Origin of the sequence: uncultured Boseongicola sp., assembly GCF_937988555.1 — a bacterium.
Classification (GTDB): domain Bacteria; phylum Pseudomonadota; class Alphaproteobacteria; order Rhodobacterales; family Rhodobacteraceae; genus Boseongicola.
This window is the reverse complement of record NZ_CALJXO010000192.1, coordinates 19,886-31,934: the sequence shown is the minus strand read 5'-3', so window position 1 is coordinate 31,934 and position 12,049 is coordinate 19,886. Positions and strand designations below refer to the sequence as shown.

Genomic DNA, 12,049 nt, shown 5'->3' with positions numbered 1-12,049 from the left:
CGCGTCGTGATCGAGTTAAAACGCGATGCAACGCCAGAAGTTGTGATAAATCAGCTGGTCCGGTTCAGCCAGATGCAATCGTCGTTTGGCTGCAATATGCTTGCGCTGAACGGCGGCCGTCCAGAAACGCTCATGCTGCGGGATTTCCTAACGTATTTCATCAGCTTCCGCGAAGAAGTCGTGGCTCGACGTACGGCGTTTGAGCTGCGCAAAGCGCGCGAACGCAGCCATGTTCTGTGTGGTCTCGCCGTGGCCGTCACCAACGTAGACGAAGTGGTCGCAACGATCCGCTCAAGCGCGGATGCGCCGGAAGCCCGTAAACGTCTGATGGAGCGCCGCTGGCCTGCCGAAGATATTGCCGCCTACATCCGTCTGATTGATGATCCGGGCCACACGATGAACGAAGACGGGACGTACTACCTGTCAGAGGCTCAAGCCCGCGCAATCCTTGAACTTCGTCTCCAGCGCCTGACACAAATCGGCGTTAAAGAAGTCACGGACGAGCTTGAGGAGTTGGCCGCCAAGATCAAGGACTACCTTGATATTCTCGGCTCGCGCGATCGCATTATGTCGATCATCTCGAACGAACTGCGCGAGGTAAAAGAGCAGTTTGCCGTTCCGCGTCGCACTGAGATCGTCGACTGGTCCGGAGACATGGAAGACGAAGACCTGATTGAGCGTGAGGACATGGTCGTTACGGTCACGCAGTCTGGCTACATCAAACGCACGCCCCTGATCGATTTTCGGGCGCAAAAACGCGGTGGTAAGGGTGTGTCCGGTGGAACGCTTAAAGACGATGACGTAGTGACGTCGCTTTTCGTCGCCAACACCCACACGCAATTGCTGTTCTTCACGACTGACGGGATGGCGTACAAGCTGAAGACGTGGCGTCTGCCGTTGGGCGGACGGACGTCCAAAGGCAAGGCAATCGTCAATATTTTACCCATCCCAACCGGTGTTTCGATCGCGGCTATGATGCCGGTGGACCGCGACGAAGACGATTGGGACCAGCTTCAGATTGTATTTGCCACTTCCACAGGTGACGTGCGCCGCAACGCACTGTCCGATTTCACCAACGTCAAATCAAACGGCAAAATTGCTATGAAACTGCCAGAGGACGTAAGCCTCGTAAATGCGCGCATCGCGTCTGAGGACGATGATGTGATGTTGATCACCGCCGAAGGCCGCGCGATCCGCTTCCCGACGACGGCCGTGCGGGTCTTTAAGGGCCGCGACAGTACCGGCGTGCGTGGCATAAGGCTTTCCAAGGACGATAGCGTGGTCTCCATGTCCGTCATTCGCCACTTCAAAGCGACCCCGGAAGAGCGCGCCGGATATCTGAAAATGCGCCGTGCTGCGGCAGGTCTTGTCGATGATGTGGACGGCAATGACGACGATGATGGAGCAGAAGGCGCAATCAGCGCTGAGCGTTACGCGGAAATGTCGGCTTCCGAGGACTTGATTTTAACCATCACGGCCAACGGCGCCGGAAAACTCAGCTCAAGCCACGACTACCCTGTTCGCGGTCGCGGTGGACAAGGTGTTCGAGCAATGGATGCCGCAATGCGCGGTGGCGCGCTTCTGGCGAGTTTCCCCGTCGAAATGCCGGATCAGATTATGCTCGCCACATCCAAAGGCCAGTCGATCCGGGTGCCGGTTGAGGGCATTTCGTTCCGCTCTCGTGGTGCCGGCGGCGTAAAAGTCTTTAACACTTCCAAGGGCGAAGTTGTGGTCTCAGTGGCATGGATTGCAGATCAGGACGACGAAGATGCCGGCGACGACGCTGAAGAAGGTATGGTCGAAGGCGCGGTTCAAGACACAGAAGGTTCCCCAGAATAGGCAACCTGTTCAATCGCTTACAGAGCCGCGTTTTACACGTGGCTCTGTAAGCTTTACTCGATAATGCCAATATTAATCTTCGTTAGCAACTTTGACCGTTAACCATTTATGAAGATTGAATTTTTAATGAATTCTTTGTTTTTTAATTTGATCCGTGGGTGGGTGCGGCGCTGAAATAAGCTCGTTTTGAGCGGGATCATGAATAAAATCATCACAACCATTTGTCTCGCTATGATATCGACGCCCGTCACGGCGCAAAGCAGCCTTGGTTTTTAGGGCATAGACCTTCGGTTCGGCATGATCCAGGACAAGGCTGGCACCGCACAATCGGACCTCTCGGCCCGACTTGATGTGGCAATGACGCAGGCTCATGGCTCTCAGGGGGATGTGTCCTTCGCGGATACGGATCAAGGATTAATTGGCAAGCTCGGCGCGCATCTTTATATTATACCCCATACTGGTCAGAAGTGCGGGGGCGGCGGGTCACTTTCCGACGTTGACGGACGCATCGTGACCTGGAGAACTCTGAGCATCGAAAGCGCATTGGCTTTATCAGACATGACAGCGTTTGAAGGTAGCGCCGGGCTCGGCGTCTCGGACCTGGACGGCCTTGACTAAATCTTTGGCGACGTCTCAATCACATACGCCGCATTCACTTAAATCGATATTGAAACGGCGCTTGCACTAAAGATTTTGACGAAGCAGGCTTTCGCGCGATTTCCTTTGATGCCTCGCTCACCGCAAGGTATCGCCTCGACGGCACGCCTTGGGGGCTTTGCGCAGGTCGCTCAAAGCGGGTTAAGTGGGCGTGACGGCGCACAGGGCGAAACACGCTTTGGACTGGGTCTCACGTTTTCGATTGGTCAATCCGGTGGCGTTGCCCTGAAACCCGTCCGTTTGGCAGTGTTGACCCCGCTGCGCCGTTGGTGCGCAGGGGCTTGTGGTAGGGGCCTCAAACTGTGTCTTCCGGGTAGCAATCAGGAAATCGCCACATTGTTGTCGTCGTTTCGTCTACTTTGACGACAAAACCTTTTGTGTCTCGGACAAATTTTATGCTCGAGGCGCTTGGAGACTGAGTATCGACTCTAAAAGGGTTTTCTGCCCAAAAACTTGAGAATTGGGGACTCGGAAAATGGGAAAAGCTGCCGCCCTTCACACGTCACAGATGTTTACTGGCCACTCAGCGATCCGATTGCTGATCGTGTCCTATTTCATGGCGCTTGCACTTGGGCTGATCAAAGGCACGGACCTTGCAGTTCTTGCAACACCTTTCATGCCCGAGACTTTGGCCAAAATCGTATCAGGACTTGGTGTAGTAAGTCTCTCGGCGATGATCCTGTTCGGATTTCATCGCCGTCTCGCCGCCCTTTTGCTGGCTATAATATTGTTCTGGTGCAGTTATCTTGCCTCAGTCAGCCCGGCGGGCTTGGAAGATATAGGCAGCTTCTGGCGTGATCTGGCCCTGATCGGGGCGCTGCTGTTGACCTATGCAGACGCTGAAGCAGACACCCTTGCGCCTGCCTACGGAACTCTGCCGGCCGGCGGCAAGATACAGGCCGATGATCCCTTCGAAGACACTGTCCTTCCCGGGTTGGCAAACCCTGACGCCCCCCCCGACGCGCACCCCAAAACTCTTTTTCGCGAAGATTTCGATATAGTTCGCGCGTCCTGATCCCTTTTCAAATGCATCTTCTGGGGCTACATCGCCTCCCATGACAAACACACTCCACATCATCGGCGGCGGACTGGCCGGAAGCGAAGCTGCCTGGCAGGCCGCCAATCAGGGTATCAATGTCGTCATCCACGAGATGCGCCCGAAAGTTGAGACCTTTGCACACAAGACCGGCCATCTGGCCGAAATGGTGTGCTCAAATTCGTTTCGATCTGATGACAGCGAACAAAACGCTGTCGGTCTTTTGCACTGGGAAATGCGCCAAGCGGGCGGTTTGATCATGGAAATGGGCGACATCCACCGCCTTCCGGCAGGTGGCGCTTTGGCGGTTGACCGCGACGCCTTCGCACAAGGCGTAACCGAGCGCTTGGTGGCGCACCCCAACATCACGGTGGACTACGGTGAGATTTGCGAACTGCCCAGCGACGGGCTTTGGATCATTGCCACCGGGCCTTTGACCAGCGGGACACTTGCGCAAGCCATCCGTGTCGAAACGGGCGAAAACGCCCTCGCATTTTTCGACGCAATCGCGCCCATCGTCTACGCCGAAAGCATCGACATGGATGTCGCTTGGCGCCAGTCGCGCTACGACAAAGGCGAAACGGAAGAAGAACGCACCGCCTATCTAAATTGCCCAATGACCAAGGACCAATACGAAGCTTTCATCGACGCCCTTTTGGCGGCCGATAAAGCCGAGTTCAAAGAAGGCGAAACGGCCGGGTATTTTGACGGCTGCCTGCCGATTGAGGTCATGGCTGAACGGGGGCGTGAAACCCTTCGCTTTGGCCCGATGAAGCCGGTCGGTCTGACCAATCCGCATGATCCCCAAACCAAGGCTTACGCCGTTGTCCAATTGCGACGCGACAATTCTCTGGGCACGCTTTACAATATCGTCGGCTTCCAAACGAAGATGAAATACGGCGCCCAAGCAGAGGTTTTCCGCACCATTCCAGCGTTACAAGACGCGTCCTTCGCGCGCCTCGGCGGCATTCACCGAAACACTTTCTTAAACAGTCCACGGTTCCTCGACGCCGAGATGCGCCTGAAATCGCGTCCTAATATCCGGTTTGCAGGACAGATAACCGGCGTTGAAGGCTACGTTGAAAGCGCCGCAATGGGCCTTTTGGCCGGGCGTATGGCCGCGGCGGAATTAAAGGGGCAATGCCTTCCGGCCGTGCCTGTGACAACGGCAACCGGCGCATTAGTCACCCACATCACCGGTGGTGCAGATGCCAAGACCTTTCAGCCGATGAACGTCAACTTTGGTCTGTTTCCGCCCGTGGATGCCAAAGGCGGACGCCGGGGACGGCGTGATCGCTACAAGGCCTACACTGACCGCGCCAAGGTTGACTGGCAGGCATGGCTTGGGGATGCAGACCGCCCCGAAATGGCAGCGAAATAGGAGTGCCGCTCTCTATCAAGATCCGCGCACTCATTTTTCCATCGCCTCAGACCCGCCCATACTTTAACATGTTGCAATGAGCGAAGAAGACATTACGAAAAGCCTATGGACGGCCCATACAGGCGACGAGATCAAACAGATCTATGCCAACTGGGCTGAGAGCTATGAAACCGATGTCGCGACATGGGGCTATGCCACGCCGACGCGTCTTGCGCTTGCTTTACGACAAAGTGGCGCAAACATCGAAAAGCCGATACTTGATTTTGGCTGCGGCACTGGTCTTGCTGGCATGGCGCTGAAAGCCGTTGGGTTTCAAGTGATTGATGGCACCGATATTTCCTCCGAGATGCTCCGACAAGCCGAGGAGAAGCCCGCCTATCGTCAGGTATGGAAGGGCTTGCCCGGCTCGATGGGACACATACGGCGCGGCGATTATCCTGCTATTGCGGCGACCGGGGTCGTCAGCCTTGGTGCTGCGCCCCCCGAAACGCTCGACATGCTGGTCGATGCAATCGGCCCGGGTGGATTGCTGGCCTTTAGCTTCAACGATGCAACGCTTGCGGATCGACAATACACAGATCGTCTGGATATTGCGGTTCTGGCTCCGGACATCGAATTGGTTTTTGAAGATCACGGGCCACACCTTCCCGCGAAGGATATGATGTCCACGATTTACGTGCTGCGCCGCACCTGAAGGATGGCGATTCGCACTCGATTTGCACCGTCGCCGACCGGACCACTGCACCTTGGCCACGCCTATTCCGCGTTCCTTGCGCACGACATGGCACGTGCAAACGACGGCACGTTCCTGGTTCGGATCGAAGATATTGACCAAAGCCGTGCGCGGCCCAAGTGGGAAGATCAGATTTACGACGACTTGTCGTGGCTTGGTCTTTCCTGGGACGAACCCGTCGTGCGGCAATCAACGCGATCCCCTGCCTATAAGGACGCCCTCACCAAGCTTTGGGCCGATGGTGTGCTTTTCCCGTGTGACTGCACACGGCGCGACATTTCCGAAGCGGTCTCGGCTCCGCAGGAAAACGAAACCGCAATTGGCCCGGATGGTCTGATCTATCCCGGAACATGTCGCCATCACGCGCCTTTGCATCCAAATCTTCCCATGCCAGACAACATGGCCCTACGCCTGTTCATGTCTCGCGCCATCACACGGCTTCGCGAAGACCTGCCCCTTGACTTCAACGAGCGCATTTTTGGTAATACATCGACGGTTCGTATCGACGAAAGTTACCTAGCGTCGACCATTGGCGATATCGTTTTGTCGCGCCGTGACATGGGGACCAGCTATCATTTGTCGGTCGTTCTGGACGACGCGGCACAAGGCATCACCGATGTCGTTCGCGGAGAAGACCTTTTTGAAGCCACAAAAATTCATGTGGTTCTTCAGAGGCTTCTTGGACTTGCAACACCAACTTACCACCATCACCGTTTGATCCGTGACGACGCAGGCAAGCGCCTTGCCAAACGTGATGATGCGCGCGCAATTCGCACCTACCGCGACGCCGGAGCAAGCCCTGCGGATATTAGACAAATGGTTGGGCTTTCGGCTTAGTCTGAAATTTCAGGGGCCATAAGCTCGACCTCGACACCGTCTTGCACAGATGTATAAAAACACGAGCGCCGATTGGTATGGCAGGCTGGGCCTTCTTGACGAACAATCATCAAAAGGCAATCACGGTCACAGTCCACACGGAAATCGATCAATGCCTGCGTATGGCCTGAAGACTCGCCCTTGATCCAAAATGCTTGTCGAGAACGAGACCAGTAAGTGACGCGCGCCGTCGCGAGCGTTTTTTCGACGGCCTCGGCATTCATCCAAGCCATCATCATCACTTCACCGCTTTCGGCTTGTGCGATCGCAGGGATTAAACCTTGATCATTGTAAACAAGACTTGATGGATCGAAAGACATGTACCAAACCTTTGCGCGAGGGCCGAAGACCTCCTATCTAGGGGGCTGAAGGCGCAAAGGAAAGTCATGGCCGAAACCGATCTTATCAAGCTTTATTCCGGGCGTATTCTGGAATTAGCAGCGGATATTCCGCTTACTGACAGCATCGATGCGCCACAGGCGTCGGTGAAAAAGCGTTCGCCCTTGTGCGGCTCAACGATAACCGTGGACGTGTCGATGGCTGATGGTCGGATTTCCGCGTTCGGGCAGGATGTGAAGGCCTGCGCATTGGGGCAAGCTTCGGCATCGGTGTTGGCGTCAAATGTCATAGGACGCTCAAAGGCCGAGATCATCGCGGCGCGCGACCAGTTGAAAGAAATGATGAAAAACGATGGCCCCGTCCCAAGCGCTCCCTTTGGTGAATACGAAGTCTTGATCCCTGCGAGGGATTTCAAAAACCGCCACGCCTCAATCATGCTTGCGCTTGATGCAACAGCGGAAGCGATCGAATTGATCGAGAAAGCAGACTGCACCTGACGCGCGCCCTTTAAAAGAACTCTCCCTACCATATTCTAAAAAAAACGCCGCACACCCAAAAGGGTGGCGGCGTCAGTGGCGTATCTGGTGGGATGACCAGTGAAAACCCCGGGACAGGGGTGATCATGACGGGACAGTGTCATTGCATCAAATTGGGGACAGGATGCAGGGCCGGTCAACCAGACCGCAGGCAGAGGGTAATCCTAGAAAAGAGCCGGCAGATTGAGCATCACAATAAAGATCGCAACAAGCGCGGCTGCGCCCGCGAAATCCTGAGCAATGGTGCTTCGGCTACGGGCAATCGTATCTTTAATCTCAGTCATGTCGGCGTCCTTTGCTTCGCAACAAACAGCGGATGGCTGCGTCTTGTTGACCCTTTGTTCTCAAATTTGAGCTTAAGTGTAAAGAACTTTTTAAGAACATTTGTGAACAAAATGCCACCCATGCCTCTAACCCACTGAAATCATTTCAATAGCTTTGTCCTGCTCCAAAAGCCAAAGCAGTGTACGTGCAGCGATACCGCGCGGGCTCGTCAGACCTGGGTCCATGTCAATCAAACGCCGCGCATCTTTTTGCGCCATCGCCATTAACCCGGCCTGGCGCTCAAGATCAGCAATCCGAAAGCGCGGCATGCCGGACTGCGCCGTTCCCAACACATCTCCGGCTCCGCGCATCGCCAGGTCTTCTTCCGCAATCCGAAAGCCGTCGTCCGTGTCACGCAAAGTTTCCAGCCGACGCCGTCCGGCCTCACTCAAGGGCACCTGATACATCAAAAGGCAGGTTGACGCTTTAGCACCACGCCCGACACGACCGCGAAGTTGGTGCAACTGCGCAAGACCAAACGTCTCCGCACGTTCGACCACCATGATCGACGCGTTCGCCACATCGACCCCCACCTCGATCACCGTCGTGGCGACAAGGCACCGGGTTTCTCCGGCAACGAACGCCGCCATCGCGGCATCCTTTTGCGCCGCCGGCATCTGTCCATGGACCAGCCCAACGCGTCCTTCCCCGAAGGTCGCGCGCAAATGTTTGAAACGGTCTTCCGCCGCCGCAAGGCCCAACGTCTCGCTTTCTTCAACAAGCGGACACACCCAGTACGCCTGGCGCCCCTCATCAAGCGATGCCCGCAAGCGATCAACCACTTCACTTAGACGTCCCGATGACACCAGGGCCGTCGTTACAGGCGTTCGCCCTGGCGGCTTTTCATCTAGAACCGACACATCCATATCGCCGTATTGGGCCAGACTAAGCGACCGTGGGATCGGCGTGGCCGTCATCACAAGCACATCTGCTGCCACGGATTTTCGACCAAGCTGCAGCCTTTGAGAGACGCCGAAGCGATGCTGCTCGTCCACCACCGCAAGTCGAAGATCTTGAAACTCAACACCTTTCTGGAATAAGGCATGCGTGCCAACCAAGATATCTATATCGCCCGCGGCCAAAGCGACCAACTTTGCTTTACGCTCTGATCCGCTATCGCGACCGGTCAAAATTTCAAGAACGACGCCTGCTGCTTCTGCCAATGGACGCAAACCTTGCATGTGTTGGCGCGCCAATATTTCTGTCGGAGCCATCAATGCCCCCTGCCCGCCAGCCTCGACCGCCGCCAACAATGACATCAGGGCTACGAAGGTTTTGCCTGACCCAACGTCCCCTTGCAAAAGCCGGTTCATCCGATGGCCGTCTGCCATATCTTCCTGTATTTCAGAAACTGCACGCATCTGCGCGTTCGTCGGCACATAGGGCAAAACGCTCAAAACAGGCCCCTGAAGCTTTCCTGTCGCCTTCGAGGGTCGTCCTTTTCGCCGGCGACTTTGCCCACGTGCCAACGCAAGCGTCAGCTGATGGGCAAACAACTCGTCATAAGCCAGTCGCGCCCGAACGGACGTTGTCGGCAGAATGTCAGAACTGCCTTCCGGGGCATGCGCGTCTTTGACGGCTTCCGTCCAGTGAGGCCATTCTTCGCGAACCTTCAATTCCGGATCTATCCACTCTGCAAGATCGGGGCAAAGCCCCACCGCAGCCGTGGCTGCTCGCGCCATGAGTTTCTGCGAAACTCCTTGTGTCAAAGGATAGACAGGCTCGAATTCAGGCATGTCCGCCGCTGCATCTGTGGTCAGGATATGATCGGGATGCACCATTTGTGCGATGCCGTCAAAAACCTCAAGCTTGCCCGAGACGATCCTTTCCTCGCCAACCGGCAATTGTCGATCCAGCCATTCCAATCGCGCGTGAAAAAATACAAGCTGGAAAGACGTGGTGCCATCGCTGACATCTACCCGGTGCGGACGCCCCTTCGTGCGTGCCGGAAGGTGGTGTTCAACTTTGACCTTTACAGTGATCACACCCGGCGCCGGGAAGCCTTCTATGCCGGGGCGAAGACGGCGATCAATACCAGCGACTGGCAGAGTTAGCACGAGGTCCTTTGGGCATAAGATGTGCAAATTAGCGAAAGCCTTGGCGGTTTTTGCCCCCACACCCGGCAGCGTTTCTATGTCCGAAAAAAGCGGGAACAGTGCTTCCGGGCGGCCCATCATAACCCCTCGATCATCGCAAGCCAGCCATCTTCATCTATCATCTCGACACCAAGCTCAGCGGCCTTTTTCGCCTTCGATCCCGCGCCGGGCCCTGCGACCAGAATGTCGGTTTTGGCCGACACGGAACCCGAAACTTTGGCCCCCAAGGCTTCGGCGCGCGCCTTCGCCTCGGCCCTCGTCATCTTCTCTAACGTTCCGGTGAAGACGATGGTTTTGCCGTCAACCGGGCTGTTGTCTGTGGCCGGCCGCGACACGGGCTGAATATCAAGTTTTGCAACCAGCCGGTCGATAGATGCCCGCTCGGCCGTTTGATGAAAAGCGGTCACCAGCGATGTGGCCATCACGCGACCAACCCCATCGATTGCAAGCAGGTCTTCCCAGGTCTCATCGTCATCGATAGACGCGCCCGACATTGCGGCCTCAAATTTATCCCATGTCCCGTAATGGCGCGCCAGAAGAGACGCAGCACCTTCGCCAACATGTCGGATGCCTAAGCCAAATATTAAGCGATTCAGAGGAATTACGCGCTTTTCGTCAATTGCATCAAACAGATTATTTGCAGATTTCTCACCCCACCCCTCGCGGTTCTTAAGTTGCTGGAGCCCGGCGCCGTATCGGTCCCGAAGCGTGAAGATATCGACAGGCTCCTTGATCCAGCCATCCTCAAAAAACTGCTCGACCTGTTTGGCGCCCAGCCCTTCAATATCAAACGCCGCGCGTGAGACAAAATGCTTCAGACGTTCAATAATCTGAGCGGGGCAAATCAGACCACCGCTGCAACGGCGCACCGCATCGCCGGGCTCGCGGATCGCCTCGGACTGGCACTCAGGACAAAGCGTCGGGAACACAAAAGCTTTGGCGTCCGCCGGGCGTTTTGCCAGATCAACATCCGCCACCTTGGGAATGACATCACCAGCGCGGTAGACTTGAACCCAATCGCCGACGCGAATGTCCTTCCCATCGCGAATGGTCGTCCCAGTCGAGTCGCGACCAGCAATGTAGTCCTCATTGTGAAGGGTTGCGCTCGACACTACGACACCTCCAACCGTTACCGGATGCAAACGCGCTACCGGACTAAGCGCGCCGGTGCGGCCAACTTGAATATCAACTGCTTCTAGACGGGTCCAAGCCAGTTCGGCCGGGAATTTATGCGCGATGGCCCATCTTGGCGTCGTCGAGCGGAAACCAAGCCTGGCCTGCAGGCCAAGTTCGTTCACTTTGTAAACCACACCATCAATATCGTAGCCAAGTGTCGCCCGCTGCGCTTCGATGCTGCTGTAGTGTTCAATAAGCTCCGCCGGACTTTGGCAGACGCGGGTAAGCGCATTGGTTGAAAAGCCAAGGTCTGCCAAGCGCGCGATCGCCTGACTTTGGGTCTTGCCCAACGGCTCGCTCACGCTTCCCCATGCATATGCAAAGAACTTTAATGGACGCGACGCAGTTATCGTGGCGTCCAACTGGCGCAGCGAACCCGCAGCAGCGTTTCGTGGATTTGCAAAGACCTTGCCGCCTGCCCGCAATTGGTTTTCATTGAGAGCCTCGAAATCCGCGTGGCTCATGTAGACTTCGCCGCGAACCTCCAGAACATCCGGCGCACCGTTCAGGCTGACGGGAACGTTCTTAATAGTTCGTGCATTTGCAGTAACGTTTTCGCCGACGCGCCCGTCGCCGCGCGTTGCGGCATGGACCAGAACACCAGCCTCATATCTGAGAGCCAAAGAAAGCCCATCGATCTTTGGTTCGGCCGTGTAGAACAAAGCCGTTTCAGTTGGCAGGCCGAGATACTTTCGGATCGACGTATCAAAATCGACAACGTCGCTGTCGTCAAAGGCGTTTCCCAGCGACAGCATTGGAATCGAGTGTTCGACTTTCTCGAAGCCGTGCGATGCAGTTGCGCCGACTTGACGGGACGGAGACTCTGGCTGCTCAAGTGTCGGGAAACGCGCCTCAATCTCAAGGTTTCGCCGCTTCAACGCATCATAAGCAGCGTCAGAAATATTAGGAGCGTCTTCGCCGTGATAGGCGTGGTTGGCCTGTTTCAATAGTATAGACAGGCGCTGCAATTCGGCGCGTGCTTGATCCTTCTTCAGATCGCTTACTGGTACGTCACCAGACATGTGAGGCTCCCAAACCCATTTTCACATGGATAGG

At 55.9% G+C, this 12,049-nt stretch carries 11 protein-coding genes; 8 read left to right on the top strand and 3 right to left on the bottom strand.

The genetic code is table 11. The annotated features are described in order from the left end of the window. The 7 genes from Q1B15_RS10865 to gluQRS form a co-directional block, all read left to right on the top strand. Positions 1-1,839: DNA gyrase C-terminal beta-propeller domain-containing protein (locus Q1B15_RS10865; protein ID WP_299753763.1), on the top strand; the 1,839-nt coding region annotated here is incomplete at its 5' end. A 297-nt stretch (positions 1,840-2,136) separates the two neighbouring features. After that, complete coding sequence (locus Q1B15_RS10860; RefSeq protein WP_299753762.1) at positions 2,137-2,457, top strand: hypothetical protein; 321 nt, start codon at positions 2,137-2,139, stop codon at positions 2,455-2,457. Positions 2,458-2,565: 108 nt separating this feature from the next. After that, a complete protein-coding gene (locus Q1B15_RS10855; protein ID WP_299753761.1) occupies positions 2,566-2,859 on the top strand; it encodes a hypothetical protein in 294 nt (97 codons plus the stop codon). A 112-nt stretch (positions 2,860-2,971) separates the two neighbouring features. Next, entirely contained in the window at positions 2,972-3,511 is a 540-nt protein-coding gene (locus Q1B15_RS10850; protein ID WP_299753760.1) for a hypothetical protein, read from the top strand. A gap of 40 nt (positions 3,512-3,551) precedes the next feature. Further along, complete coding sequence (gene trmFO / locus Q1B15_RS10845) at positions 3,552-4,913, top strand: methylenetetrahydrofolate--tRNA-(uracil(54)-C(5))-methyltransferase (FADH(2)-oxidizing) TrmFO (protein WP_299753759.1); 1,362 nt, start codon at positions 3,552-3,554, stop codon at positions 4,911-4,913. 76 nt (positions 4,914-4,989) lie between these two features. Next, on the top strand, positions 4,990-5,607 hold the full coding sequence (locus tag Q1B15_RS10840; RefSeq protein WP_299753758.1) for a methyltransferase domain-containing protein: 618 nt from the start codon (positions 4,990-4,992) through the stop codon (positions 5,605-5,607). A gap of 3 nt (positions 5,608-5,610) precedes the next feature. Further along, positions 5,611-6,483, top strand: a complete 873-nt coding sequence (gluQRS, locus tag Q1B15_RS10835) for a tRNA glutamyl-Q(34) synthetase GluQRS (protein WP_299753757.1) — start codon at positions 5,611-5,613, stop codon at positions 6,481-6,483. Here gluQRS and hisI read toward each other — a convergent pair. Next, on the bottom strand, positions 6,480-6,842 hold the full coding sequence (gene hisI, locus Q1B15_RS10830) for a phosphoribosyl-AMP cyclohydrolase (RefSeq protein WP_299753756.1): 363 nt from the start codon (positions 6,840-6,842) through the stop codon (positions 6,480-6,482). The genes gluQRS and hisI overlap by 4 nt on opposite strands. Before the next feature lie 66 nt (positions 6,843-6,908). Here hisI and Q1B15_RS10825 point away from each other — a divergent pair, with 66 nt between their 5' ends. Continuing rightward, on the top strand, positions 6,909-7,358 hold the full coding sequence (locus tag Q1B15_RS10825; RefSeq protein WP_299753755.1) for an iron-sulfur cluster assembly scaffold protein: 450 nt from the start codon (positions 6,909-6,911) through the stop codon (positions 7,356-7,358). Positions 7,359-7,807: 449 nt separating this feature from the next. Here Q1B15_RS10825 and recG read toward each other — a convergent pair whose 3' ends face one another. Together recG and ligA are read right to left on the bottom strand one after the other, a co-directional pair. Further along, positions 7,808-9,898, bottom strand: coding sequence for an ATP-dependent DNA helicase RecG (gene recG / locus Q1B15_RS10820; RefSeq protein WP_299753754.1), 2,091 nt, complete (start codon positions 9,896-9,898; stop codon positions 7,808-7,810). Then, positions 9,895-12,015 (bottom strand): NAD-dependent DNA ligase LigA, encoded by a 2,121-nt coding sequence (gene ligA, locus Q1B15_RS10815; RefSeq protein ID WP_299753753.1) that lies wholly within the window; start codon positions 12,013-12,015, stop codon positions 9,895-9,897. Before ligA ends, recG begins: the two co-directional genes overlap by 4 nt. Positions 12,016-12,049: the final 34 nt, after the last annotated feature.

Excerpts from the sequence above, each read along its gene's own strand:
- gluQRS (WP_299753757.1), top strand. The coding sequence starts at position 5,611 with ATGGCGATTCGCACTCGATTTGCACCGTCGCCGACCGGACCACTGCAC.
- trmFO (WP_299753759.1), top strand. The coding sequence starts at position 3,552 with ATGACAAACACACTCCACATCATCGGCGGCGGACTGGCCGGAAGCGAA.
- hisI (WP_299753756.1), bottom strand. The coding sequence starts at position 6,842 with ATGTCTTTCGATCCATCAAGTCTTGTTTACAATGATCAAGGTTTAATC.
- Q1B15_RS10855 (WP_299753761.1), top strand. The coding sequence starts at position 2,566 with ATGCCTCGCTCACCGCAAGGTATCGCCTCGACGGCACGCCTTGGGGGC.
- Q1B15_RS10860 (WP_299753762.1), top strand. The coding sequence starts at position 2,137 with ATGATCCAGGACAAGGCTGGCACCGCACAATCGGACCTCTCGGCCCGA.
- Q1B15_RS10850 (WP_299753760.1), top strand. The coding sequence starts at position 2,972 with ATGGGAAAAGCTGCCGCCCTTCACACGTCACAGATGTTTACTGGCCAC.
- Q1B15_RS10825 (WP_299753755.1), top strand. The coding sequence starts at position 6,909 with ATGGCCGAAACCGATCTTATCAAGCTTTATTCCGGGCGTATTCTGGAA.
- Q1B15_RS10840 (WP_299753758.1), top strand. The coding sequence starts at position 4,990 with ATGAGCGAAGAAGACATTACGAAAAGCCTATGGACGGCCCATACAGGC.
- recG (WP_299753754.1), bottom strand. The coding sequence starts at position 9,898 with ATGATGGGCCGCCCGGAAGCACTGTTCCCGCTTTTTTCGGACATAGAA.
- ligA (WP_299753753.1), bottom strand. The coding sequence starts at position 12,015 with ATGTCTGGTGACGTACCAGTAAGCGATCTGAAGAAGGATCAAGCACGC.